Annotated in this window: 24 protein-coding genes; 10 read left to right on the top strand and 14 right to left on the bottom strand. The window is 63.1% G+C overall.

The window, feature by feature from the left end; translation table 11 throughout:
- Positions 1 to 7: 7 nt before the first annotated feature.
- Positions 8 to 1,051 (top strand): putative FMN-dependent luciferase-like monooxygenase, encoded by a 1,044-nt coding sequence (locus INT40_RS12410; protein WP_193072000.1) that lies wholly within the window; start codon positions 8 to 10, stop codon positions 1,049 to 1,051.
- A 1-nt stretch (position 1,052) separates the two neighbouring features.
- The gene (locus INT40_RS12405; protein ID WP_193096178.1) at positions 1,053 to 2,396 is read left to right on the top strand and encodes an alkylhydroperoxidase domain protein; all 1,344 of its coding nucleotides are present in this window, start codon (positions 1,053 to 1,055) and stop codon (positions 2,394 to 2,396) included.
- 6 nt (positions 2,397 to 2,402) lie between these two features.
- Here INT40_RS12405 and INT40_RS12400 read toward each other — a convergent pair whose 3' ends face one another.
- The gene (locus tag INT40_RS12400; protein WP_193096177.1) at positions 2,403 to 3,071 is read right to left on the bottom strand and encodes a class I SAM-dependent methyltransferase; all 669 of its coding nucleotides are present in this window, start codon (positions 3,069 to 3,071) and stop codon (positions 2,403 to 2,405) included.
- Positions 3,071 to 4,036, bottom strand: coding sequence for an NAD(P)/FAD-dependent oxidoreductase (locus tag INT40_RS12395; protein WP_193096176.1), 966 nt, complete (start codon positions 4,034 to 4,036; stop codon positions 3,071 to 3,073). The genes INT40_RS12400 and INT40_RS12395 overlap by 1 nt, the downstream gene beginning before the upstream one ends.
- 82 nt (positions 4,037 to 4,118) lie before the next feature.
- On the opposite strand from INT40_RS12395, the gene INT40_RS12390 reads away from it, so the two are divergent.
- Positions 4,119 to 4,748: a helix-turn-helix domain-containing protein gene (locus INT40_RS12390; RefSeq protein WP_413463555.1), complete on the top strand. Its 630-nt coding sequence runs from the start codon at positions 4,119 to 4,121 to the stop codon at positions 4,746 to 4,748.
- Positions 4,749 to 4,856: 108 nt separating this feature from the next.
- On the opposite strand, the gene INT40_RS12385 is transcribed toward INT40_RS12390, so the two are convergent.
- The gene (locus tag INT40_RS12385; RefSeq protein WP_193096175.1) at positions 4,857 to 5,276 is read right to left on the bottom strand and encodes a DUF779 domain-containing protein; all 420 of its coding nucleotides are present in this window, start codon (positions 5,274 to 5,276) and stop codon (positions 4,857 to 4,859) included.
- Positions 5,276 to 6,799: an aldehyde dehydrogenase family protein gene (locus INT40_RS12380; protein WP_101570841.1), complete on the bottom strand. Its 1,524-nt coding sequence runs from the start codon at positions 6,797 to 6,799 to the stop codon at positions 5,276 to 5,278. Before INT40_RS12380 ends, INT40_RS12385 begins: the two co-directional genes overlap by 1 nt.
- Before the next feature lie 184 nt (positions 6,800 to 6,983).
- On the opposite strand from INT40_RS12380, the gene INT40_RS12375 reads away from it, so the two are divergent.
- Both INT40_RS12375 and INT40_RS12370 read left to right on the top strand, forming a co-directional pair.
- The gene (locus INT40_RS12375) at positions 6,984 to 8,021 is read left to right on the top strand and encodes a protein kinase domain-containing protein (RefSeq protein ID WP_101570843.1); all 1,038 of its coding nucleotides are present in this window, start codon (positions 6,984 to 6,986) and stop codon (positions 8,019 to 8,021) included.
- A gap of 71 nt (positions 8,022 to 8,092) precedes the next feature.
- Positions 8,093 to 8,551, top strand: a complete 459-nt coding sequence (locus INT40_RS12370; RefSeq protein ID WP_101570845.1) for a GNAT family N-acetyltransferase — start codon at positions 8,093 to 8,095, stop codon at positions 8,549 to 8,551.
- 59 nt (positions 8,552 to 8,610) lie between these two features.
- On the opposite strand, the gene INT40_RS12365 is transcribed toward INT40_RS12370, so the two are convergent.
- Together INT40_RS12365 and INT40_RS12360 are read right to left on the bottom strand one after the other, a co-directional pair.
- The gene (locus INT40_RS12365) at positions 8,611 to 9,186 is read right to left on the bottom strand and encodes a GNAT family N-acetyltransferase (RefSeq protein WP_101570847.1); all 576 of its coding nucleotides are present in this window, start codon (positions 9,184 to 9,186) and stop codon (positions 8,611 to 8,613) included.
- The gene (locus INT40_RS12360; RefSeq protein ID WP_101570849.1) at positions 9,183 to 9,572 is read right to left on the bottom strand and encodes a GNAT family N-acetyltransferase; all 390 of its coding nucleotides are present in this window, start codon (positions 9,570 to 9,572) and stop codon (positions 9,183 to 9,185) included. The genes INT40_RS12365 and INT40_RS12360 overlap by 4 nt, the downstream gene beginning before the upstream one ends.
- Positions 9,573 to 9,630: 58 nt before the next feature.
- Here INT40_RS12360 and INT40_RS12355 point away from each other — a divergent pair, with 58 nt between their 5' ends.
- The gene (locus INT40_RS12355; protein ID WP_193096174.1) at positions 9,631 to 9,861 is read left to right on the top strand and encodes a hypothetical protein; all 231 of its coding nucleotides are present in this window, start codon (positions 9,631 to 9,633) and stop codon (positions 9,859 to 9,861) included.
- 3 nt (positions 9,862 to 9,864) lie between these two features.
- Here INT40_RS12355 and INT40_RS12350 read toward each other — a convergent pair whose 3' ends face one another.
- Positions 9,865 to 10,935: an AI-2E family transporter gene (locus INT40_RS12350; protein WP_193071991.1), complete on the bottom strand. Its 1,071-nt coding sequence runs from the start codon at positions 10,933 to 10,935 to the stop codon at positions 9,865 to 9,867.
- A 107-nt stretch (positions 10,936 to 11,042) separates the two neighbouring features.
- Between INT40_RS12350 and INT40_RS12345 the strand changes: the two genes are divergently transcribed.
- Positions 11,043 to 13,637, top strand: a complete 2,595-nt coding sequence (locus INT40_RS12345) for a M3 family metallopeptidase (protein WP_193096173.1) — start codon at positions 11,043 to 11,045, stop codon at positions 13,635 to 13,637.
- Positions 13,612 to 14,358 (top strand): queuosine precursor transporter, encoded by a 747-nt coding sequence (locus INT40_RS12340; protein WP_226831244.1) that lies wholly within the window; start codon positions 13,612 to 13,614, stop codon positions 14,356 to 14,358. Before INT40_RS12345 ends, INT40_RS12340 begins: the two co-directional genes overlap by 26 nt.
- Before the next feature lie 255 nt (positions 14,359 to 14,613).
- Here the strand turns inward: INT40_RS12340 and INT40_RS12335 are convergent, their stop codons facing one another.
- From INT40_RS12335 to tgt, 3 genes are all read right to left on the bottom strand, one after another.
- Positions 14,614 to 14,967 (bottom strand): hypothetical protein, encoded by a 354-nt coding sequence (locus INT40_RS12335; RefSeq protein ID WP_193071989.1) that lies wholly within the window; start codon positions 14,965 to 14,967, stop codon positions 14,614 to 14,616.
- 118 nt (positions 14,968 to 15,085) lie between these two features.
- Positions 15,086 to 15,547, bottom strand: coding sequence for a VOC family protein (locus INT40_RS12330; RefSeq protein WP_193071988.1), 462 nt, complete (start codon positions 15,545 to 15,547; stop codon positions 15,086 to 15,088).
- A 201-nt stretch (positions 15,548 to 15,748) separates the two neighbouring features.
- Positions 15,749 to 17,041: a tRNA guanosine(34) transglycosylase Tgt gene (tgt, locus tag INT40_RS12325; RefSeq protein ID WP_374701020.1), complete on the bottom strand. Its 1,293-nt coding sequence runs from the start codon at positions 17,039 to 17,041 to the stop codon at positions 15,749 to 15,751.
- 21 nt (positions 17,042 to 17,062) lie between these two features.
- On the opposite strand from tgt, the gene mmuM reads away from it, so the two are divergent.
- Positions 17,063 to 18,013 (top strand): homocysteine S-methyltransferase, encoded by a 951-nt coding sequence (mmuM, locus tag INT40_RS12320; protein WP_193096172.1) that lies wholly within the window; start codon positions 17,063 to 17,065, stop codon positions 18,011 to 18,013.
- On the opposite strand, the gene INT40_RS12315 is transcribed toward mmuM, so the two are convergent.
- Positions 17,988 to 19,406, bottom strand: a complete 1,419-nt coding sequence (locus INT40_RS12315) for an FAD-binding oxidoreductase (RefSeq protein ID WP_193096171.1) — start codon at positions 19,404 to 19,406, stop codon at positions 17,988 to 17,990. The two genes, mmuM and INT40_RS12315, sit on opposite strands and share 26 nt — an antisense overlap.
- Positions 19,403 to 20,488 (bottom strand): histidinol-phosphate transaminase, encoded by a 1,086-nt coding sequence (gene hisC / locus INT40_RS12310; protein ID WP_101570864.1) that lies wholly within the window; start codon positions 20,486 to 20,488, stop codon positions 19,403 to 19,405. The genes INT40_RS12315 and hisC overlap by 4 nt, the downstream gene beginning before the upstream one ends.
- Positions 20,489 to 20,704: 216 nt before the next feature.
- Between hisC and mqo the strand changes: the two genes are divergently transcribed.
- Positions 20,705 to 22,180: a malate dehydrogenase (quinone) gene (mqo, locus tag INT40_RS12305; protein ID WP_193096170.1), complete on the top strand. Its 1,476-nt coding sequence runs from the start codon at positions 20,705 to 20,707 to the stop codon at positions 22,178 to 22,180.
- A 140-nt stretch (positions 22,181 to 22,320) separates the two neighbouring features.
- On the opposite strand, the gene INT40_RS12300 is transcribed toward mqo, so the two are convergent.
- Both INT40_RS12300 and INT40_RS12295 read right to left on the bottom strand, forming a co-directional pair.
- Complete coding sequence (locus INT40_RS12300) at positions 22,321 to 23,145, bottom strand: bifunctional allantoicase/(S)-ureidoglycine aminohydrolase (protein WP_101570869.1); 825 nt, start codon at positions 23,143 to 23,145, stop codon at positions 22,321 to 22,323.
- A 72-nt stretch (positions 23,146 to 23,217) separates the two neighbouring features.
- On the bottom strand, positions 23,218 to 24,525 hold the full coding sequence (locus tag INT40_RS12295) for a DUF6986 family protein (protein ID WP_193096169.1): 1,308 nt from the start codon (positions 24,523 to 24,525) through the stop codon (positions 23,218 to 23,220).
- Positions 24,526 to 24,604 lie beyond the last annotated feature (79 nt).

The following is a 24,604-nucleotide window of genomic DNA, read 5'->3' as shown; positions in this document are numbered from 1 at the left end:
CCAGACGATGACGAACAGCTCCACAGCACCCCGGCTCGGATTCTTCACACGCCTGCTCGAAGATGCACCGGCTGACCAGCGCTATCGGTTCGCGCTCGAACAGATCCAGGCGGCCGAAACCCACGGCTTCGACTCCGCCTGGGTCGCCCAGCACCACTTCTCTGCGGCCGAAGGCGGACTGCCTTCCCCACTCGTGTTCCTCGCCCATGCCGCGGCCCAGACCTCTCGGATCAGGCTCGGCACGGCGATCATCACCCTGCCCATGGAGAACGGTGTGCGCGTGGCCGAAGACGCCGCAGTCACAGATGTGCTCTCCGGGGGACGCCTGGAGATCGGACTCGGGTCCGGTGGAAACCCGAAGTCCTTCCCGGCCTTCGGCACCAGCTTCGACGAACGCCGCGAAGTCTTCGCCGACAACCTTTCCGCGTTGAAGACCCTCCTCGCCGGTCAATCCTTGGACACCGGGCACACCCTCTACCCCCAGGAGGCTGGTTTGTCTGAGGGTCACGGACTCTCCGAACGCCTCTGGCAGGCCACCTTCTCCGCTGGCGGGTCCGGAGCGGCCGGTGCCGCCGGGGATGGCCTCATGCTCTCGCGCACCCAGCCCCGCCCCCAGGACAAGCCTGAGGCGAGCCTCGACGAGGTGCAGCTGCCGGTCATCGACACCTACCTCTCGAAACTGCCAGCCGGAGTCGAACCCCGCATCCTCGCCTCCCGCACCGCCGTCGTTGCCGACTCCGAGGACCTGCCTGAGCTGCGTGCCCTGACCGAGCCGGCGCTGCGGGCCGAGGCCGACCGCCTCGTCGGCTACGACACCTCGGGGCTTAGCCTCGACGAACTGCTCATCGCCACCGACACTTACCTCGGCACACCCGAACAGGTCATCGAACGCCTGTCCACGGACCGTGTGCTCTCACGAGCCACCGACGTCAGCTTCCAGGTACACTCGGTGCCGGCAACGAACGAAACGACACTGCGGTCCATCGAACTTCTCGCCACTAAGGTGGCGCCGGCCCTGGGACTGATACTGACGACAGAACAGGCGGCCTGACATGACCGACATCATCAACACCCTCGCGGGAATCGCCGCGCATGACCCACTCGATGTCCTTCGCGATCATCGTGCACAGGCCAAGGAGAATGCGCAGCGCAGCTTCGAGGCTCTCTTGGAACCCGCCGAAACCGGCGGAATCTCCTACCGCGATCGCTACACCGTCGCCGCCTTCACCGCTGGCCTGCTGGGCGCACCCGCCGCCGAGGAGTTCTACCGCGACCTCCTCCGTGACGAGGACGAAGTCGCTTCCTGGGCGATCGCCGAACTCCTCGACGAGGCTCTGGCCGAACTCGACTCCCGGTCATCGGTGCGCGGTCCCTATGGGACCTTCGAATCCGCTGACCTGGCGGCAGAGAACGTTGTCGGACCGTGGTTTACAGTGGAGAAGAATTCCATCGAAGTCCTCGGTCCGCTGTTGGCCGCCGGACTAGAATTCGCGCACCTTCTGGCCCTCCATCCGCGCGACGCTCGGCCCGAACACATGGCACTGCTGCTCGACGCCGGCTGGGACGAGGACTCGATCGTCACGCTCGCACAGCTCGTATCCTTCCTCAACTTCCAGATCCGCATCAGCACAGGCCTGACTGCACTCGCCCACGCCCCGGCCGCAGCCCAGGCCCCAGTCGCCGACGAGGCGCCGGAAGCGGTCAACGATGTCGGCGAGACCACCTCGGCGAGGGAACCGGCCGCTTCTTCCAAAGGAAGTGAGGCCCTGGCTCGGGTGGGCGAACGTGTCAGCGCCCACCCTGAACTCAGTCGCCCGAAACTCTTCCAGCAGTCCGGGTTGGGATGGGTGCCCTGGATCGCCCCCGTCGCCGAGGCGGACCTCTCCGATGCCCAGCGCGAGGCCCTCATCGAGGCGGGGCGGGCGAAGAACCCCTACTTCCGCCTCCTGGCCAGGGACCCGGCGGCTCTGCAGGCACGGACGCTGACCGACCTCGACATCTTCTTCAACACCACCGACGGGCTCGGTCGGGCCGAACGCGAACTCGCGGCGACCGTGGCCTCACGACTCAACGGCTGCCTGTTCTGCGCCTCGATCCACTCGGACCGGGCCACCGAGGAATCCGGGCGCCGGGACCTCATGCAGACTCTGCTCGACATGGGCATCGAAACGCCGTCCAACCTCGGCGATCCTGTCTGGGATGCAGTCGTCGACGCTTCTGTGGCGCTCACGCTCACACCTCAGACATTTGGCCCGTCGCATGTGAACGCACTACGCGAAGCCAGCCTCGAGGATGGGGACATCATCGATGTCCTAGGCTGTGCGGCGTTCTTCAACTGGGCCAATCGCCTCATGCTCTCCCTCGGCGAACCAGAGGTGCTGGCACCCGGGAAGTGACGTGACTCAGCTGCGGCGGGCCGCCCGGAGGACGACGTCGTCGATGATGTCGGGTCGACCTCCTGGACCGATGACGGACCGATGCGATTCCTCGGCTGTGATCACGGTCCAAACCGTTGGATCCAGACGCTCTGTCATAGCGGCTGCCGTGGATGAGGCCTCGACTGGCGGGTGAGTATGGCCGTGTTCGCGGCGGTGAGCGCCCTCGCTGATGGTGCTGTGTGCTGGGGTGCTGTGCTCGTGATGGAGGTGGCCGACGATGAGCAGCGTTCCCCCCGGCGCCACCCAGTCTGCGATGCGGTCATAGAAGTCCAGCTGAGGCATTGCCGGGTGTGCATAGTGGGTGGTGACCAGGTCATATTGCATGTCTGGCTCCCATGTTGAGAGATCAGCCTGAACCCAGCGCAACTGGTCGTTCACTCCAGCGGCCGCCGCGCGGTCCTTCGCGTACCCAAGCGCCGCGTCCGCGACATCGGCCCCGGTGACGGCCCAGCCCTGTTTCGCCAACCAGATCGCTTCTGCTCCGGCACCGCAGCCGGCGTCGATCGCGGTACTTGGTTCGAGTCCGCCGACCTCGTTGATCAGGTGGGGGTTCGGATCGCCTGCGCTCATCGCGGGTGCTCGTTCACCGCTCCAGGTCTTGTCCCAGTAGTTCTTGTCGAAAGAGTGTGTCATCAGTTCGCCTTCTCTGCTTGTTTGGTCTCCAGCTCTGCCACTGCGTGGTCCAGGTCTGTGAAGGTGAGGTTGGTGTTGATGTGCTGAGCGGCGAGCGCACCCGCCGCTGCCGCACCGCTGACCTGGGCTCCGATATCGGTAGCGTTGCCAGCCACCCAGACGCCGTCGACCGCGGTCTGCCCGAAGGCCTCTGTCTCGATGAACGCACCGGCAGGATGGGCCGTGGGCTCGAGACCGATGCCTGCGAACAGTTCGGTGCGGGCAACCATCGGCGTGGCCACAACTGCAGCGTCGACGGCAACGACCTGCCCGTCGTCCAGTCGCACACCCGTGAGCTTGTCGCCGGTGATCTCCAGGCTGTCGATGCCGCCGTCGATCACGGGGACGTCGAGAGCTTGAAGTCTGATCTGATCTTCCTCGGTGAGCTGCTGGTCTCCGGAGAAGAGCATCACGTGAGGGCTCCACTGCTTGAACAGAAACGCTTTGTGGACAGCCATCGGACTGGTGGCAAGGATGCCGATGCGACTGTCCCGTACCTCCCAACCGTGGCAGTAGGGGCAGTGGATGACTCCGTGCCCCCACTGTTCGCGGACGCCGGGAATCTCAGGCAGCTCGTCGACGAGGCCAGTCGCCATGAGCAAGCGTCTGCCGACGATCTCGTCTCCGCTGCCCACGGTGAGCGTGAACCTGTCGACTTCGCCGCTGACCTTCGTGACCTGGTCGTCGACGATCTCGCCGCCGTAGCTCAGAACTTCGTCTCGACCTCGAGCCAGCAGCTCCGTGGGACTGATGCCTTCATGCGCGAGCAGCCCGTGTACGCCGTCAGCCGGGGCATTGCGAGGTTGGCCGGCATCGATGACTGTCACTGTCCGGCGGGCACGTGCCAGCGTCAGCGCCGCGCTCAGTCCTGCTGCGCCAGCTCCGACGATCACGATGTCTCTGATCGCACTCTTCTTCTCTGTCATGTCTTCGTCCTCCCACGATTGTGGAGCCACCGCAACGGCGCTCCGATACTTCGATGGTGACGACACCAGGAGCCAATTGCAAATGAGTTTGCCGAATGGCAAACTCATGGGTATGGATGAACACATGGACCGCACCCTTGACGCTGTCGGGCCGCGGCTGAAGCAGCTGCGGCAACGCCGCGACATCACCCTCACCGACCTCTCCGAGGAGACCGGAATCTCGATCAGCACGCTGTCCCGGCTTGAGGCCGGGCACCGCCGCCCCAACCTCGAACAGCTGCTGCCGCTGGCGCGAGCATTCGGAGCCACTCTCGACGAGCTCGTCGACGCGCCGCCGACAGGGGATCCGCGCATCAATCTGCGCCCCCTGCCCACCCGCGACGGCCGAGTGATCCTGCCGCTGACACGTCGCGCCGGAGGAATCCAGGCCTACAAATTCGTGCTGCCGACGGGACTGGATGAAGCGAAACCCGAGCTGCGCAGCCATGAGGGCTACGATTGGGTCTTCGTTCTCAACGGCAACCTCCGCCTTGTCATCGGCGAACACGACCTGATCCTCGAGCCCGGCGAAGCCGCCGAGTTCGACACTCGCACCCCGCACTGGTTCGGCGCCACCAGCGCAGGGCCGGTCGAGTTTCTCAGCCTCGTCGGCAAGCAGGGCGAACGAGCCCACATCCGTGCGGCACCGAAACGCCACCTCGGCGCCGAGTAGAATAGCCGCCAAGCCCACACCGAAATACGGGCGTCGCACAGAGCACCAGGTGTGAAAACCCGCAACTCGGCGCGACGCCCGTATGTCGGCGAATCTGAACGTATAGTGTCAGCCGATGTCCATGAGCGTGGACCGGATGATGAAGCGGTTGCCCGTCGGTGATTCGACGCTGAAGCCGCCTCCCCGTCCAGGAACCACATCGACGGTGAGGTGGGTGTGCTTCCAATACTCGAACTGCTCGACCGACATCCAGAAGTCGAGGCCCGCCTTCTCACTGTCATCGATGGGCAGTTCGAAGTGGCCGAGCAGAACGTCGGCGTCTGAGGTCAGGAAATCGCCTTCGGGGAAGCACATCGGCGAGGATCCGTCGCAGCAACCACCCGATTGGTGGAACATCAGTTGGCCATGTTTGGCGACCAGTTCGCTAAGGAGGTCGACGGTAGCCTGTGTCATGGCCACCCGCGACTTCTCCTCCCCAGCGATAGTGGGCGCTGATTCCAGTGCTGCTGTCTGTGTATATTCACTCATCAGAAAAATCCTTGCGCGTTCTCCGAGTAGCTGACCAGCAGGTTCTTCGTCTGCTGGTAGTGGTCGAGCATCATCAGGTGGTTCTCTCGGCCGATTCCCGATGACTTGTATCCGCCGAACGCGGCATGGGCCGGGTAAGCGTGATAGTTGTTCACCCATACACGACCGGCTTGGATGTCTCGGCCGGCGCGGTAGGCGATGTTTCCGGTCCGAGCCCAGACGCCGGCACCCAGTCCGTAGAGCGTGTCGTTTGCCGTGGTGATGGCGTCGTCATAGTCCTTGAACGAGGTCAGGGCGACAACGGGACCGAAGATCTCCTCCTGGAAGATTCGCATATTGTTCGTGCCCTTGAAGATCGTCGGCTGGACGTAGAACCCTCCGGCGAGGTCGCCTTCGAGTTCGGCCTTGTCACCGCCGATGAGCACCTCGGCGCCTTCATCCTTACCGATCTGCAGGTAGGACATGATCTTCTCGTACTGATCGTTCGAGGCCTGTGCACCGACCTGGGTGTCTGTGTCGAGGGGGTTGCCCTGTTTGACGGCTCGGACCCGTTCGACGCCTGCGGCCACGAAGTCGTCGAAGATCGACTCCTGGACGAGAGCTCGTGATGGGCAGGTGCAGACTTCGCCCTGGTTGAGCGCGAACATCGCGAAGCCTTCGAGCGCCTTGTCGCGATAGCTGTCGTCAGCGGCGAGGACGTCTTCGAAGAAGATGTTCGGGGACTTTCCGCCGAGCTCCAGGGTCACCGGAATGATGTTCTGCGAGGCATACTGCATGATGAGACGACCGGTCGTGGTCTCACCGGTGAAGGCGATCTTCTTGATCCGCTTGTTCGAGGCCAGCGGCTTGCCCGCCTCGACGCCGAATCCGTTGACGATGTTGAGGACGCCGGGCGGCAACAGGTCGCCGACGAGTTCGGCAAGGATGAGGATCGATGCCGGGGTCTGCTCGGCAGGCTTGAGGACGACGCAGTTTCCTGCTGCCAGGGCCGGTGCCAACTTCCATGTGGCCATGAGGATGGGGAAGTTCCACGGAATGATCTGGCCGACAACGCCGAGCGGTTCGTGGAAATGATAGGCAACCGTATCGTCATCGATCTGGGACAGACCGCCTTCCTGTGCCCGGATCGCCGAGGCGAAATAGCGGAAGTGGTCGATGGCCAGTGGAATGTCAGCGGCCAGCGGTTCGCGGATGCCCTTGCCGTTGTCCCAGGTCTCGGCGACCGCGATCATCTCAAGATTGGCTTCCATGCGATCAGCGATCTTGAGAAGGATGTTCGAACGCTCCGTCACCGAGGTCTTGCCCCAGGCGGGTGCCGCTGCCCAGGCCGCATCGAGTGCGGTTTCGATGTCTTCGGCGGTGGAGCTGGGAATCTCTGTGAATGCCTGTCCCGTGACGGGGGTGATGTTTTCGAAGTAGTTGCCGTTCTTCGGCGGCACCCACTCCCCTCCGATGTAGTTCTCATAGCGCGGTTTGAACGTGACGAGAGAACCTTCGGTACCGGGTGCTGAGTAGACTGCCATGACACTCCTTCGTGTGAGTCCAGCCGCTCACCCGGGTCTGTATATCGACCCGACCGAGCAGATGTGTCCGTGTCTTCTCACCATAGGTCTCAGAGCGCGAGTGGACAATAGTCTGAGTGACTTCCTATCGCCGTGCAGGCTGGTGTCACGTTTACGTTAGCGGTTCTGCGCCTAGAGTGTGGTGATGACCGCACGACTGGAAAGTGCCCGAAGAATCTCTGCCGTGATCGCCGGACTTGAGGACTCGGAGGTGCGCGCGCTCGTGGCCACGGCCAAGAAGGTCGGGATCGGCATCGGCGGAACCACCCGGACGACGCACATTGATGGAGCACCTGTCTTTATCAAGCAGCTGCCGATCACCGTGGCAGAACGGGCCGACCCTCTTGCTGCCGTCAATCACAATGGGCTTCCATTCGTCTCCCACTACGGGATCGGCAGCCCCTCGCACGGGGTCGGCCGAGAACTGGCAGCTCACCAAATGACCTCGTCCTGGGTCTGCTCCGGAGCGGTGGACTTCTTTCCGCTGCTGCTCGGGTGGCGAAACATCGACCTGAAGACTGAAACCGATCTCAGCGAATTCGCCGGAGATGGCCCGCAGCATCGGTGGGGATCCTCGTGGCCTCAGGTGGCGAAGAAGCTCGCCGAGATGATGGCCGCCCGGTCGAGTATGGTGCTCTTTCTCGAATACGTTCCTGGGACTCTCGGCTCTTCGATACGCACAAGCTTGGCCGGGAACACCAGGGAGTTCGATTTCACCCATACGGTGAAACAGATCATCGAAGCCACAGCGTGGATGAAGAAGCAAGGGTTTCAGCACTTCGATGTCCACCCGGGAAATATCCTCGTCAATGAAGGCAGACTGCTGTTCACCGACTTCGGGTTGTCACTGCATCCTGATTTCGTCCTCACTCCGGACGAAGAGTCCGCAATGCCCTCACACGCAGACTTCGACCGGGACACCGCGCTGATGCACCTGTTCCACTGGGTGCTGTTCGAACTCGGCTACTCCAGCGCAGACGGACGACTGGCTCTGTTGCGTGCCGCTGCCGGAGACGGCTCTGCCTCTGAGCTTGATCCGGTTCGAGTTGCTCTAGGTTCAGGTGCCGATCTCATCGCCGACCACGCGGGCGTCGTCGTTCGCATGACGGAGATGTTCGCCCTCCTCATTCGGGATGCGTTCGGGGCGAGGTACGAGGGTGCTGAGCAGCGAGGCGACCGGTGAGTTTCATCTTCTGTTCCTCCACGACCTGATCGAGCAAACGGAGAAGATGTGGGTCTTGGTAGTTTGTTGACATGACTGGACAGCTCCCCGAAATTGAGGCTCTTACGTCCCTCACATCCGATGACGTGGATGATCTTGCTCTACTCCTCGGCCAGCTCTCGACCACAACGACATTCGACCGAGGTCGCCTGGAGGCGGTCGTCGAACATGAAGCAACTGAACTTCTCGTGGCACGCCTCGACGGGAAGATTGTTGGCACTGCAACATTCGTCGCAGTACCACTGCCAACCGGTTTGCGCGGCCATGTCGAAGACGTTGTGGTCGATGCTTCCATGCGAGGAAGGGGCATTGCCAGATTGTTGCTTACACGGATGACGACGTTGGCAACGGAACGCGAATTAAGATCACTTGACCTCACCTCGCGGTCGTCGCGCGAAGCCGCCTTACAGCTGTACCAATCGGTCGGTTTCGTGCGAAGAGACACGAACGCCTTACGCTTCACCCCTCGACATGACGACATAACGAACTGATTCCAAATTCCAAACTGATCAACTTGCGATGACAATAGCTCGATACGTGCCTCCTCACTCTAGAAATTCCTACCTGCCTTCGCCCGCTTCGGAGCCCGAACGGCCACATACAGAAGCACGTCCCGACTCTGACCACCGATCATCTGGTAACCAACCAGGAGCCTCTCACGACGGTAACCAGCGCGTTCGGCGGTGCGGATTGACGCGGCATTCCACGGTTCGATGAACAGTTCGATCCGCTGAACGCCCGGGACAGACCAAGCGAACTCAGTCAACGCGGCGAGCGCATCAGCAGCGTATCCGCGACCGCGTTCAGCTGGAGCAATCGCGTAGCCACCGCTTGCCCGACCTTCCTCGAGGCCTTTCAGCCACAGACCGCAGTGACCGACCGCGTCACCGTCAGAACGCCGCGCAATAGTGAACGAGAAGCCTGCCCCCTCTGCATGACGACCCTGCTGGCGTACGACCCACGCACCGGCCTCCGACGCGGAGGCATCGCCCGGAAGGGAGCCCGTCTGCGGAACGTAAGGATCGGTCGACAGCCGCCGGGCCATTGCACCGTCCCGCGCCTCCACTGCTCGCAGTCGAACTTGCCCAAAGGTCGGAGGGTCCGCGGGCCACGGTGGCAGCGTCATACTAACGGCATGACCATGATCAGGCAGGGCGTCGCCTCGTCCCACAGGTCGGTCTCCTCCAGCGGGATGAACCCCATCCTCTCGTAGAAGTGACGGGTGCGGTCGTAGTTGGGATCGGGGCTCGAAGCACCCAATGTCTTGACCTGCAGCAGTTGCGCGCCCCGCGCCCGCACATCGGCTGCGACCGCGCGCATCATCGCAGTGCCGACTCCGACGACCTCGCCGACGTCACTGCGCACCGTCCATGTCTCCATGGTGCGTGCATCATCGACGTACTCGGCGTTGGATTCCGGTCTGCCGAACCACTCGGGAACGCTCAGCAGCAGGCGATCCACATCGTCAGGAACCTGGTTGTCTCGGACTGCACTCCATCGTGACTGTGTCATGGCCTCCACCCTAGCGCCCACCTCGGCGCGGGGAGCCTGCCTTGATATCCTGACAAGCATGAGTGACATCGACAGTCCGACTCTCCGCCTGATTCCCTATCTCGCAGCGATCACCGTGACGATCTTCGCGACCCTCGCGTTGACCAGCGGCGGTGAGAGCAACCTGCTGATCACTCTGGTCACGGCCGCCGTCTGCTATTTCGGAACGTACTTCATCGTCCGGTTCGTCATCGCACTCATCGTCCGCAGCCGAAGCGGCGAGCGCGAAGACCCAGACCGAAGAGCGTAGCCTCTACTTCTCGTCCTGTGCGGGCACGACGACCTTGCGGATGATGATCAGTCCCGAGGCTGCCACCGGCACAGCGACCACGGCGCCGAGCACTCCGCCGAGGGTGCCGCCAGCGATGGCCGCGATGATGACCAAGGCACCTGGCACATCGACGGCCGCCTTCATGATGCGCGGGCTGAGCAGGTACGCCTCCACCTGCATGTACACGAGGTAGTAGATGCCGACGGCGATCCCCAGCCCGGGAGAGACCATGAGGCACGACCCGGTGATGATGATCGCTCCGGTGATCGGGCCGACGAGTGGGATGAGTGAGGCGAGGAACGCGATGAACGCGAGCAGCGCCGGCAGCGGGGCACCGATGATGGTGAGGAAGATCGCCGAGCACACACCATTGACGATGCCCAAGGACACCTGCCCCAGAACGTAGCGCCCGATGGATCGGGTGACCTCCTCGGTGACAGATTCGACCGTCGAACGCGAACTCGCCGCGACGAGGGAGAGCATGGCTGCCTTGATCGTCGGCATCGTCACCGCAAAGTAGATGGTGAGGATGACGACGATGACGACACCGGTGAGGAAGCTGAGGATCCCAGCTCCGATGGACACGACGCCGCCGCCCAACGACACCACGTTCTTCGGATCGGATGCCCAATCGCCGAGGTTGGCGAAGATCTTGTCGAGATCGACGGCACCGGTGAATCTCTGTTCGAGGTCGGCCACCCACCCCGTGGACGCTAGGTTCGCGACGATGTCAGGAAGATCGCCGATGAACTGCTGGATCTGGCTGATGACGGCAGGAGCGATGAGCAGGACAGCGCCCGCGACGACGATGAGGAACGCCAACACCACGAGGACGACGGCCAGGGACCGGGGCAGCTTGCGCTCGACCAACCACAGCACGATCGGCTCCAGGCCGAGAGCAAGGAACAGAGCCAGGCCGATATAGATGAAAACGGTCGCCACGGACTGCAGTGCCGTGATCAACCCGAATGCGAGTCCCACTCCCAGTGTTCCAGTGAAGCCCACCCGGAATGCGCTGTTGAGAGTGAGGGATTTCCCCTGCTCTTTGGCCATGGTCCCAAGTGTAACCAGCGACCATGCACTTCAGCGCGTACACGCGTTAGGATCGAGGGCGAGACCAGGCACAATCATTCAACCGTGAAGAAAGTGGTACGTCGACGATGAGCTCCGATCCGAACAGCATCGATGTCTGGGAGGCCTTCCTCGATCCACAGGGTGACTTCTACCTGCCCGACTTCTCCGCCGTGACTCCCGCGTCGCTGATCGCCGCTGTTCGAGCAGCCACGGACTTCGCCCGGTCCGAGGTCGAGGCCATCATCGTTGATGAGAACGAGCCGACGTTCGTCTCAACCACTGTCCGTTTCGAGTCCGCGACCATTCCCATGGCGCGGATCGGTGCCGTGGTCTCCGCCGTGGAGTCGAATCATTTCCGTCCCGAACTCGCCGATGCCGTCGCCGAGGTGTGGGATCGTCTGTCCGCGGCCCGAACCCGGATCTTCCTCGACGTCGAACTCTTCCACCGCATCGAACAGGTTCCCTCCACCGATCTCAACCCTGAGGACAAACGTCAGCAGGAGCTCACAGTCGAGGAGTTCGTACGTGCGGGAGCCCGGCTCGGCGAGGAAGAGCGGAACCAGATGAGCACGATCGCGGCCGAGCTCACGACCCTAGGCACTTCTTTCTCCCGAGCCCTACAGAAGGACACCCGGGATCTGGCCGTCCACCTCGACGATCGGCAGCAGCTGGCTGGCCTCAGCGAAGACCAGATCGCGGCAGCAGCGAACCGAGCCGCTGAACGCGGCACGGACGGGTACCTGCTGACCCTGAACAACTTCACCCAGCAGCTCATCCTCGAATCTCTGGAATCCGCCGAGACTCGCAAACAGGTCTTGGACAATTCGACCTCGCGCGGCGCCAGAGGCGGCGAGGGCGACACCCGAACCCAGGTTGCCGACACCACTGCCCTGCGTGCTCTGCAGGCGAAACTGCTCGGATACCCCTCGTACTCATCGTTCGCTATCGACAACCAGACCGCCGGCGGGCCCGATGCCGCCGCTGACATCGTCTCTTCGCTCATCGCTCCAGCCAACGCCCAGCTCGCGGAGGAATTGGCCCAGGTCAAGGACCGCTACGGCCTCGACGACGTTGCCCCCGAAGACGTCAAGCACCAGATTGCGCGGTACCGGGCCGATGAATTCGACATCGACGCCGACGAGGTCGCAAAGTACTTCGAATTCGACACGGTCCTCACCGAAGGTGTCTTCCGCGCCGCCACGGGACTCTACGGCGTCACCTTCGCCCCACGTGATTCAGTCATCGGCTGGCACGAAGATGTGCGCACCTTCGAGGTCACCGATGCGAACGAACGCACCCTCGGCCTCATCCTCCTCGACCCCTATTCCCGGGACACGAAGCGCGGCGGCGCCTGGATGGGCGAGCTGGTTCCGAGTTCACGGCTGACCGGACACCTGCCCGTCGTCACACTCTCACTCAACTTGGCCAAGCCAGGTCCGGGCCGCCCGACTCTGCTCAACCCCACTGAGCTCAACACCCTCTTCCACGAATTCGGCCACGTCCTCCACGGCCTGTTCGCGAACTCGACCTACCCATCGACAGCCGGCACAGCAGTGCCGCGCGACTACGTGGAGTTCCCGTCCCAGCTCAATGAGATGTGGCGCTTCCACCCGCAGGTCCTCCCCCACTACGCCAAACACGTCGACACGGGTGAACCGATGCCCGAAACTCTGGTCACCGCACTGATCGAGAGCGAGAAGTTCGGTCAAGGCTTCAATACCACCGAGTATTTGGCAGCGGCCATGCTCGACCTGTCATGGCATTCCCTGGAAGCCGGTGAACACATCACCGACGTCCTCTCCTTCGAATCAGAGGTCCTGGCCGCCGCCGGATTCTCCACACTCGTTCCCCCGCGCTATCGCACCACGTACTTCGGCCACATCTTCGCCTCAGGCTATGCTGCCGGCTACTACTCCTACCTCTACTCGGAGGTCATCGCGGCCTGGGTCAGCGAATGGTTCGAGGCCCAGGGAGGCCTCAATCGCGAAGCAGGCGACGCCTTCCGCGAGGCGATACTGGCCCCCGGGTACTCTGTCGATCCGATGAGCGCGATCGAACGGTTCTTCGGCACCCGCCCCGACGTCGCACCCCTGCTGCGCCGCCGCGGACTGGCAGAACCGGTCAACGAATCCGCGGCCGAGGACGAAGAATCCGCCGAGGTGGTCGAGCCTTCAGCAGTCTCTGAGGTCGAGCCGAAGGAACACCGCAATCATGCGGAAGTCGCTCAGGTTCTCGAGGCGAAGGGAATCGAACCACAGATCAAGCTCTTCACCGATGCCACGCCCACGGCAGCCTCGGCGGCGGAGAAGGTCGGCGTCGAGGTCGGCGCGATCGCGAACAGCCTGATCTTCGCATCCGGCGGCGAACCGGTGCTCATCATGACCTCCGGACGCCACCGCGTGGACACTCAACACGTAGCCACGCTCATCGGAGCGGACTCTCTCGACCGGGCCGATAAGGATCTGGTGCGCACAGCGACGGGACAGGTCATCGGCGGAGTCGCACCGTGTGGTCACCCGCGGGCGATTCCCACGTATGTCGACGAGGCTCTGAAGGACTATCCTGTTCTCTGGGCTGCCGCCGGCACACCGAACTCGGTGATGCCGCTGACGTATGAGCAGCTGCTGGCGATCACCGGAGGGAAGGAAATCACTGTTGTCGAAGAAGGTGCCGAAGGCTGAGGGCTCGGATGAGCCGAGTGCTGAAAGTCCTGATGGCCTGAGCGCTGCAGGCAGATTCGCGGCCTTCGCCTCCTCCCGAGGACGCTACTACGCGGTGATTCTGGCCGTATTCTCAGCGATCCTCATCATCTCCAACATCTCCGCGACGAAGGTTATCGGCTTCGGGCCCATCGTCACCGACGGCGGCGCCTTCCTGTTCCCCATCGCCTACATCCTCGGCGATGTGATCAGCGAGGTCTACGGATTCAAAGCCGCCCGCAAGGCCGTCATCACCGGCTTCGGACTGCAGATACTGGCGACCTTCGTGTTCTGGCTCGTGCTCATCTCACCGCCGGGTCCCGGCTATGAGAACCAGGACGCCTTCGCCGCGGTCCTCGGCTTCTATCCGCGCATCGTTGCCGCGTCCCTTGTCGGATACTTCTTCGGACAGCTGCTGAACTCCTATGTGCTCGTGGCCGTGAAGAAACGGATGGGCGAGCAGAAACTCTGGGTCCGGCTGCTCACCTCGACCGGCGTCGGCGAGTTCGTCGACACGCTGCTCTTCTGCATCATCGCCTTCGCAGGCGTCATTCCCGGACTCGACTTCATCAACTACATCATCTTCGGATTCGTCTACAAGGTCGGAGTCGAAGTCATCCTCATGCCCGTCACCTACAGGGTGATCAAGCTCGTGAAGAAGCACGAACCCAGCTACGAACTGTCTGGCGAGGGCGACCGCTAGCGCTTCAAAACACAGAGCGTCTGGCTGGATCAACGCGGAGCTCGAATATGTCGTCGCTGGCGACGACATATTCAGCGTTCGCGTGGATCGGTGCGAGCGAGACGGCCTAGCCGTAGGCGTGCTATTGACCGGTCAGTCCATGTCCTCCCTGCCCGCATCGCCAGGTCGCATCGCCGAGCCAGAGCAGGACGGTGGATAACCTGAATCTGGTAAGAGGCAGCTAGCTCGCCACGTCGTGCGCGTTTCGCATCTTATTCATGCCAACTTGGGTGTTTCGAACCAGATGCGCAAATTGTCCTCACACATCGTCAGGTCGAGATATCGGAGGACGGTTCCTGCATGATCAATTGCCGCATATCTACCGACTGGCACGTTCATAACTGGAATGACCAATCGCGCTGCGTCGCCGAGAGTTAAAGTCGACAGATCGTCGACCAGCAAGACTGGCCCGACACCTAGATCGCGCTCGGTCAAGTCGTCTTCGACCATGACGCACGCACGCTGGTTCGCTCCCAACAGTGTTGTATGAGAATCCGGGTGCCACAGCACCTCGAGACCGCCGGCAACATGCGCGGCGATGGATTCGCTGAGATCGGTTGTCGGAACCATCGTGAACGCCTGCCTGATTATTCTCATTTCAAACCTCAAATTGAGTGGAACTCAGGCTTGCGGTGTATTCCAGCGAGCGCCGCTCATGTGCTGTCAGCTGAGTCGCATGGAACACTTCCTACCGAACGGGGAAGTCAGAGAACTGTGAACCGTCGTTCACTGAGGTTCCTCGATACTCCTGCTGTTGCCCGGACGGCACGAGGTCTTCGTAGTACCCGAGCTTGTTGCCCCAGGGGTCCGCGAAGTCAACGAAAGCCACTACACCCGGTAGATGAGACGGTTCGGAGTGCGAAGTTCCCGTAGCCTCCAGGAACCGGACGGCTCGAGACAGATCCATCACGCGAAATCGAATCCTGTTGTTCAGAACTTCGAAATCGTCACGCGCACCCACCTGGAACCAACACTCCTGTCCGGCGATCGGAGCCCATTCAAAAAAATCATCGTGGGGCTCAAACTCCGGCTCGCGTCCGAATAATTGACTGTAATACTCTCTGGCAGTGCTCGTCTCTTCAGTTGGCACGTAAACCTGGAGGGTGACCCCTGCCGTCTTCGGAGCTTTGCTCCTTGCCTCATCCGCCATAGTTCCCAGACTCCCGCAACACCTCTGAGACGTTAACCACTCGACGAGACTCAGATAAACAGCCCGGATGCCACCCTCGGTGCCTCATATACTTTTGCCCGCGAAATGGTGGACCCTTAGAAGCTATGGCGAGCGAACGCCGCAGGGACGTAACGTCACACGTGTTCTGCGCCCTCGGAGGCCCGACGGCAGCGAAGAAGCTTAGCCGCGCTGCTTGGCGTAGTAGCGGCCGAGCACCTCGGTCTCGAGTTCGGCGAAACGACCCTCTTCCATGGCCCGACGGATCTCAGCGACGAGGTTGACGATGAAGTACTCATTGTGGACCGTACACAGCGTGGAGAACAGCATCTCCTTGGCCTTGTACAGGTGGCGCAGGTAGGCCCGCGAGTAGTTCTGGCACGTGTAGCACTTGCAGTCGGGATCCAGCGGTCCGAAGTCCCGGCGATACTTCGCGCCGGTGAGGTTGTAGCGGCCGTCGCGGGTGTAGATCGCGGCATTGCGGGCCACACGTGAGGGTGAGACGCAGTCGAAGGTGTCCGCACCAGTCTTGATCGCCTCGAACAGGTCATCGGGTTCGGAGATGCCCAGCAGGTGGCGGGGCTTGTTCTCCGGCAGCTCCTCACACACCCAGCGGATGATCGTGCCGAGGTTCTCCTTCTCCAGGGCTCCCCCGATGCCGTAGCCGTCGAAGTCCATCGCACCCAGATCGTGGGCGGCCTTGCGACGCAGGTCCTCGTACTGCGCCCCCTGGAGTACACCGAACAGTGCCTGGTAGGGCCGGTGCGAGCGGGCTTCGGTCAGACGCTGGTGTTCCTCGATGCAGCGCAGCGCCCACAGGCGGGTGCGCTCGAGAGATTCGACCTGGTAGCCGCGGGTGTTGATCAGGGTCGTGAGCTCGTCGAAGGCGAACATGATGTCCGCGCCCAGCTCGTGCTGGACCCCCATCGAGACCTCGGGGGTGAAGCGGTGCATGCTGCCGTCGAGATGGGATTTGAAGGTCACACCATCGTCGTCGACGTTCGACATGCGCTCCTTGCCCACGGCAACGAGATCGTCGTTCTGCTCCCCGGTCGACTCCATCGAGATGACCTTCTTGAAGCCCGAGCCCAGGCTCATCACCTGGAATCCGCCCGAGTCCGTGAATGTCGGGCCGGACCAGTTCATGAATTTGCCGAGTCCACCGGCCTCGTCGACGATGTCGGAGCCCGGCTGCAGGTAGAGGTGGTAGGCGTTGGCCAGCACGGCCTGTCCGCCGAGCTCGGCCACCTCGTCGGGTCGCACGGCCTTGACCGTGGCCTTCGTGCCGACGGGGATGAACGCCGGGGTCGCGATATCCCCGTGCGGGGTGTGGATGACGCCGGTGCGTCCACCCTCATCGAGCCGGGTTCCGATCTCGAACCCGAATCGGGAGCGGTCGTTGATGGCCGGGACGTCGACGCTGCCGTGGTTCGAGGCAGCTGTCTCAGATTCTGCGGGGGATTCGATTCGGGTCACCAGACCAGTTTAACTGGGAGCATGTCGACAACCTTCATCCAGATGCTCCAGGCCGCTGAGCGCTCGGGCCAGCCCATCATCATCGACGGTGGCCTGGGCACGGCGCTCGAGTCGCGCGGCATCGATCTGGGCCACGAGCTGTGGTCGGCGGCCCTGCTCAGTGAAGCTCCGGACACCCTCGCCGAGGTGCACGCCGACTTCATCCGCGCCGGTGCCCGGATCGTCACGACCGCCAGCTACCAGGCGAGCCCGCTCGGCTTCGAAAGAGCATCGATTACCGCCGAGGACGGCCGGCGTCTTATCGCCGCCAGCGTTGAAATCGCTGCAGAGGCGAGCGTTGGCGTGGAGTCTGCCGGCCCTGTCCTCGTGGCCGGTTCTGTCGGGCCCTATGGGGCTGCTCTCGGCGATGGTGCCGAGTACACCGGTGATTACAACCTCAGCGACGACGACTTCGCGGCCTTCCACCATCCTCGCATCGAGGCTCTGGTCAGTGCCGGTGCAGACCTGTTGGCGATTGAGACTCAACCCAGCCTGTCCGAGGTCAAGGTTCTCGCCGGTCTGGCCGATGAGTTCGGTGTTCCCGCGTGGCTCAGCGTCACTCTCTCGGATGGTCGGCACCTTGCCGACGGCTCGCACCTGGCCGAGGTCGCGAAGGTGACGTCCGCCTCGGCGATGGTCCACGCGATCGGCGTCAACTGCGTGCGCCCCTCGCTCGTGGCCTCGTCGTTGAGAGCGCTGCGTGAGCACACCGATCTGCCGTTGATCGCCTACCCCAATTCGGGTGAACGCTATGACGCGACTGCAATGCAGTGGTGGGCAGGTCCCGACTTCGAGACAGGCCCGGAGATGATCGCTGAGTGGACGAAGGCGGGTGCCGCGCTGATCGGCGGTTGCTGCCGAACGACGCCGGACGATATCGCCGGACTGGCCACCTCCGCGAAGAAGCTCAGCCGAACATCTTCCCCGGATTGAGGATCCCCAGCGGATCGAGGGCGTCCTTGATCTGTGTGTGCATGAGCTTGGCACCGTCGTCGAGTTCATGCCCGAGCCATTCGCGTTTGAGGTATCCGACGCCGTGTTCGCCCGTGATCGTGCCGCCCAGATCGAGTCCCAGCTGCATGATCGCGGCGAAGGCCTCCTGCGCCTGAGCCACCTGCCCCGCGTCACCGGCGTCGAAGACCACCGAAGGGTGCATGTTCCCGTCACCGGCGTGACCTGCCGTGGCAACCTCGACGTCGAAGCGGGAATCGATGGCGGCCAGACGTTCGAAGAACTCCCCAAGTGCAGAGCGCGGGACGCACACATCATCGACGAGCTCTCCCCCACCGCGAGTGTGCGCGTACTTCTCCATCGCCGGGGCCACGGCACGACGGGCCGCGACGAGCATCTCGGAGTCGGACGGATCATCGGAGACGAAGACCTCAGTGCCGCCGTTGGACTCTGCGACCCGGCGGAAGGCTTCGAGTTCCTCCATCGCACCGGCGCCCCGTGCATCCGACTGCACGAGCAGGAGCGCACCGACATCCTCGGGCAGACCGAAGTCGCCGTAGTCATTGATCATCGCCACGCTGGCCCCATCGATGAACTCAAGCATCGACGGGTTCGCGCCCGATCCCATGTATTCGGTGACCGTGCGCCCGGCCGAGGCGGTGTCGGGGAAGATTCCGACGGCAGTGATCGGCGGGGTCAGTGCCGGTTTGAGGGCCAGGGTCACCTCGACGATGGTGCCCAAGGTCCCCTCGGAACCGACAAGCAGAGCCGCCAGGTCGAGTCCCGCGACGCCCTTGGCGGTGGCTCGACCCAGCTTCGTCACAGTCCCATCGGCGAGCACCACGTTCATGGCACGCACATAGTCCTTGGTCACGCCGTACTTCACGCAGCACATTCCGCCGGCGTTGGTGGCGACGTTGCCGCCGATCGTCGAGATCGCCACCGACCCAGGATCGGGAGGATAGGCCAGCCCGTGTTCGGCCAACGCCGCCTTCAGATCCTGATTGATGACCCCGGGCTGGACCCGGCACGTCTGGTTGACCGGGTCGATGGCCACGATCTCATCCAGCCCTGCCACGTTGAGCAGCAGGCAGCCGTCGACCGCATTGGCCGCACCAGAGAGTCCGGTCCGTGCACCTTGGGTGACGACGGGAATGCGATGCTTCGTGGCGAAGACCATCACAGCCACCACATCATCGACGCTTTGGGCTCTGACCAGGGCCACAGCCTGACCGGCGGGGCAGAACAGGGCCTTGTCGAAGGCATAGCTGTCGATGACGTCGCGGTCGGTGACGAGGACACCGGGGCTCAGCTGAGCCTCCAGATCTTGGATCGGAGGCTGTGCCGAAGTCTGCGTCGAGTCGCTCACGCTCATGCGGTCCTGGAGGCTGCGAAGGTCTTCGCCACCTCGCGCACACGGTCAAGTGCTTCGTCGGGGCCGATGCTGATCCGCACGCCACCGCTGAGCTTGCGGACGGCCACGGCCTGCTCTGCGCATGCCTCTTCGAAGGCCTGTGCGTCGTCAGTCCCGAGGGCGACCCACACATAGTTGCCCTGCGAATCCGAAACCGTCAGGCCGGCATCGCGCAGGTCCTGTGCGAACTGGTCACGGGTGGCCGCGACCTCCTTGGCCCGGACGAGGACCTCATCGGTGCGCGAGAGAGATTCCACGGCTGCGACCTGAGCCGCCGAGGTGACGCTGAACGGTGCGATCACCTGGCGCAGTGCGGTCGCGATCGTGGGATCGGCGACACCGAAGCCCACACGCAGACCGGCCAGGCCATGGGCCTTGGAGAAGGTGCGTGCCAACACCAGGTTCGGGAACTTCTGGTAAGCTGCCATCCCATCGACCACCTCGGCGTCGGTGGCGAATTCGAAATAGGCCTCGTCGAGGACGACGATGACCTCGGGCGGGACCTCAGCCATGAAGCCCTCGAGCTCGGCTGTCGAGATGGACAGACCCGTCGGGTTGTTGGGCGAGCAGAGCAGGATGAGTCGGGTCGTGTCATCGATGGCCGCGACCAGACCCTGGAAGTCGTGCCGGCCGTCTTCGAGCAGGGGCACGGGGCGCTTCTCGGCACCGCGCGCCGAGGCGAGGATCGGGTACATCTCGAATGAGGGCCAGGGGTAGACCACCGAGGTTCCGGCCTCGAGCGTGATGTTCGTCAGCGCCGACAGGATCTCAGAAGCGCCTGCTCCGGGAACGATCTCGGCCTCAGCGACGTCGAGGTGAGCCGCGATGTCTGCGACCAGCTTCGTCGACTTCGGGTCGGGGTAGTTAGCAGGCACCTGCCCGGCATCTGCGATCGCGTCGGTGACACCCGGCAGCGGTGCCAGATGATTCTCGTTCGACGACAGCTTGTACGGTTTCAATCCTGGCGTGGTGGTCGGGGGTTTGCCCGGCACATAGGGCGGGAATTCGGCCAGGGCATCACGAAGAAGGAAGCTATTCGACATGTGCCCATATTTGCACATCCTGTGGCAGGCGACACAAGGCGTCCAGGAGCTAAACGTCCGAATGGTCGGAAAATGTGTGTGACTGCGGACGATCAGGGTCTGTGAGGTTGCTCGCACGAGACTCCTGTGCCCGGGGGCCGGTTACTGGTTCGCCTGAGGCGGAGAGTAGTCTGTGAGTCGAATACATGTAGTCAGTGACGAGGAATGAGAGTCGAAATGCCCTCAACGCAGGAAAAGGTTGACGTTGTCTTGATCGGCGGCGGCATCATGAGCTCCACTCTTGGTGCCATGCTGACCGAGCTTCAGCCCGAATGGGATATCCGGGTCTACGAGAAGCTCGACTATGTCGCCGAGGAGAGCTCCGATCCGTGGAACAACGCCGGCACCGGCCACGCCGCCCTGTGCGAGCTCAACTACACTCCTGAGGATGAGAACGGCCACATCGATCTCGCGAAGGCCTCGCAGATCAACGAGCAGTTCCATCATTCCCGCCAGTACTGGTCGCACCTCGTCGACAACGGCGTCCTGGCGGAGCCGAAGTCCTTCATCAACCAGGTCCCTCACATCAGCTACGGCCGTGGTCAGAAGGGACGCGACTACATCAAGAACCGCTACGAGCAGATGGTCCGCAACCCGCTGTTCTCCGAGATGGAGTACACGGACGACCCGAACACTCAGGCCGAGTGGCTGCCGCTGATGTTCGAGGGCCGCGGACCCGGTCAGGTCAACGGCATCTCCCGCACGAAGGTCGGCTCAGACGTCGATTTCGGATCCCTGTCCCATCAGCTGCTCAACTACGTCGGCGACAAGGGTGCCACCATCCGCACCAGTCACCAGGTCCCCGACCTCGAGCGTTCCTCCGACGGCTGGGTCGTCACTGTCAAGGACCTGCTCTCCCACGAAACTCACAAGGTCAACGCGAAGTTCGTCTTCGTCGGTGCCGGCGGCGGTGCTCTGCCGCTGCTGCAGAAGTCGGGCATCCCCGAAGGCCGCGGATACGGCGGATTCCCCGTCTCCGGCATCTTCCTGCGGACCTCGAATCCCGATCTCGTCGCCCGTCACCAGGCCAAGGTCTACGGCCAGGCTTCCTTCGGTGCTCCGGCCATGTCGGTGCCTCACCTCGACACCCGTGTTGTCGACGGCAAGGACTACCTGCTGTTCGGACCCTACGCCGGCTTCTCGCCGAAGTTCCTCAAGGGCGGCCGCTTCACCGACCTGCCCCTCTCGGTGCGTGGAAACAACCTGCCCACGATGCTCAATGTGGCCAAGGACAACACCGACCTCGTCACCTACCTCGTCTCCGAGCTGGCCGCGTCGAAGAAGGCCCGTTTCGAGTCGATGCACGAGTTCATTCCGAACATCGACCCCTCCGACTGGGAGTTCATCCAGGCCGGTCAGCGCGTGCAGGTGATGAAGAAGGATTCGAAGAATGGCGGCGTCCTCAGTTTCGGCACCGAGCTCATCTCCTCGGCAGACGGTTCGATCGCCGCTCTCCTCGGTGCCTCCCCCGGTGCGTCGACGGCAGTGTCGATCATGCTCAACCTGCTCAAGACCTGCTTCCCTCGCCAGTACAACGGCTGGGAGCCTGCGATCAAGGACATGGTGCCTTCGCTGGGCCGCAGCCTCGCCGATGACGAGACCCTGCTCAAGGAACTCTCCGAGTACACGGCTCGCACCCTGGAGCTGATCTGAAGCTGAGGCGACAACTGGCGGCACTTGACCGCTGACAGCTGAACACAAGAAGAACGGTGGACCACCTCGGTCCACCGTTCTTCTTCTGTCTGCAGCTGTCTGCAGGCAGGAGCCTCAGGGGCGAGCGCCGGCTCAGCGCCTCAGAGCTCTACTTGGCGGTTGACGTCCTTGTAGAGAAGGTAGCGGAACCGGCCCGGCCCACCGGCGTAGCAGGCCTGTGGGCAGAAGGCGCGCATCGAGATGAAGTCACCCTCCTGCACCTCGACCCAGTCGCCGTTGAGCCGATAGACGGCCTTGCCCTCGAGAACGTAGAGGCCGTGCTCCATCTCGTGAGTCTCGGCGAAGGGAATCACCGCACCGGGTTCGAAGGTCACGATGTTGACGTGCATGTCATAGGCCAGATTCTCGGGATCCAGGGGACGCGTCGTCCGCCACCGGTTATCGGTGCCCGGCATCGAAGCGGGTTCGACGTCTGATTCCTGGCCGAACTTGGCCTCCGGGGTCAGCCCAGCTACGGGCTGGTAGCGCTTGCGCACCCAATGGAAACGGGCCGCCTCGGTGCCGGTGGACTTCACGCTCCACGTCGAACCGGCGGGCAGGAATCCATAGCCCCCAGGGGTCAGGGTGTGAGCCTGGCCCTCGTGGGTGATCTCGAGCTGACCGCCCATGAGGAAGATGAACCCTTCGACCTCGACCTGCGGTTCGGGCTTCTCAGAGCCACCACCTGGGGCGACTTCGAGGATGGTCTGTGAGAACGTCACCGCTCCCCCGGCCACCGGCTTACTCAGCACCCAGGACCGTGCCCCCGTCCATTCGGGCAAATTCGAGGTCACGATGTCACGCATGACTCCGCGCGGAATCACCGTGTAGGCCTCGGTGACGATGGCACGGTCGGTAAGCAGATCTGTCTGCGGCGGGTGGCCGCCGGTGGGCGCCCAATAGGTGTAGGGGTCGGTCGTCGTCATGTGTACGTGTTCTCCTTCGATTCGGTGCTGGTCAGTGCAAGCTGATGCGGTATCGCCGAGGTGGTCGGCAGGTCACTCGGCCGCGCCGGTGGCGGCGATTTGGTTGAGGGTCGCGATCGACATCTTCGTGCGGTCCGTGACGAAGTCCTCGGTGTGGGCACCGCAGGAGAGTCCGCGGCCCAGATAGCGGGCCAGTGCCCGTGCCGTTGCCGGCTCGTCGAGGACGGACGAGTCCTCCTTGAACACATAGTTGCGCAGCCGGGTCGCCGCCTTCTCCGCTCCTTCGCGGTAGAAGCGGAAGGTGGCGAGGAAGCGTGTGGGCAGCTGGTGCGGGTGCATATCCCAGCCCTGATAGATGCCGCGCTTGAGGTGCCTGCGGACCAGTCCGGCGTGCAGGCTCCAGGCGCGCTGAATCTCTTCGGACTCACCGAGGGGCAGGATGTTCGTCGAACCATCGGAGAGGTGGACGCCGGTGCCGGCGACCGCGAGCATCATCTGGTTCTTCGCGAAATCGGCCACCGGGTGATCCATCGCCTGGTAGGCGGCGGCGACACCCATCGATGCCGAATAGTCGTAGGTGCCGTAGTGCAGTGAGGTGATGCGCCCTTCACCGGCGTCAAACACCGGTGCCAGCGGAACCCTGCCGTCGGCGCCGAGGATGAGCTGCGGCGTCTCGACCTGCACCTCGAAGGTGATCGAGCCCTCGGCAAGACCGTGTTGGGACTCCAGCGCACGGCAGGCCAGGACCATGGCGGACACTTGGTCGACGGTGCTCACCTTCGGCAGCGTGAGGACCAACTGCGTCGGCAGGGATCCGTGGGCGGCGATCACCTCGGCGAGGAACAGGTCCAAGGTGCGCAGTCCGCGCGCCCGGGTATCGGCCTCCATGCATTTGAAGCGGATGCCGAAGAACGCCGGTGCGCCCGCCTCTGACAGGCCTGCAACGGCGTTGCGTGCGGCCTGGCGGACGCACTCGTCCTCGGTCTCGTCGCCGCGGTCGCCGAACCCGTCTTCGAAGTCCAATCTCAGGTCTTCGATCGGTTCGGTGTCGAGCTTGTTCGTGACCGCCTGGGCGAGCATTTCCGCTTCCCGGGCGACCTGGTGCAGGTTGGGCATCGTGTGGTTGTCCCGGGCGTGGGTCTCTTTGCGGGAGGCAATGATGACGCGTTCGGCCAGCTGGACCATTCCGCCGTTGGCCTCGACGCATTCGAGGGCCTGCTCACCCCACTCGCGGGGCAGGGGCGGGGTCGAAAGGTGACCTGGGACGTAGACGGTGTGCACGGGTTGCCGGACATCACGCTCACCGGGATAGCGCTTACTCAGCAGCTCGTCCGTGTCCGCCAGGAGTGAGTCGATGTCGGCCAACGTTGAGTGATCCAATTTCACATTCTCTTTCGTAGCATCATTGCGCGCGGGTGGTGGTCACCCAACATTATCTCTCATAGAACAGCGACCGGCC

The organism is Brevibacterium sp. FME17, assembly GCF_014897515.1.
Taxonomy (GTDB): Bacteria; Actinomycetota; Actinomycetes; order Actinomycetales; family Brevibacteriaceae; genus Brevibacterium.
This window is presented reverse-complemented; position numbering and strand designations above follow the sequence as displayed.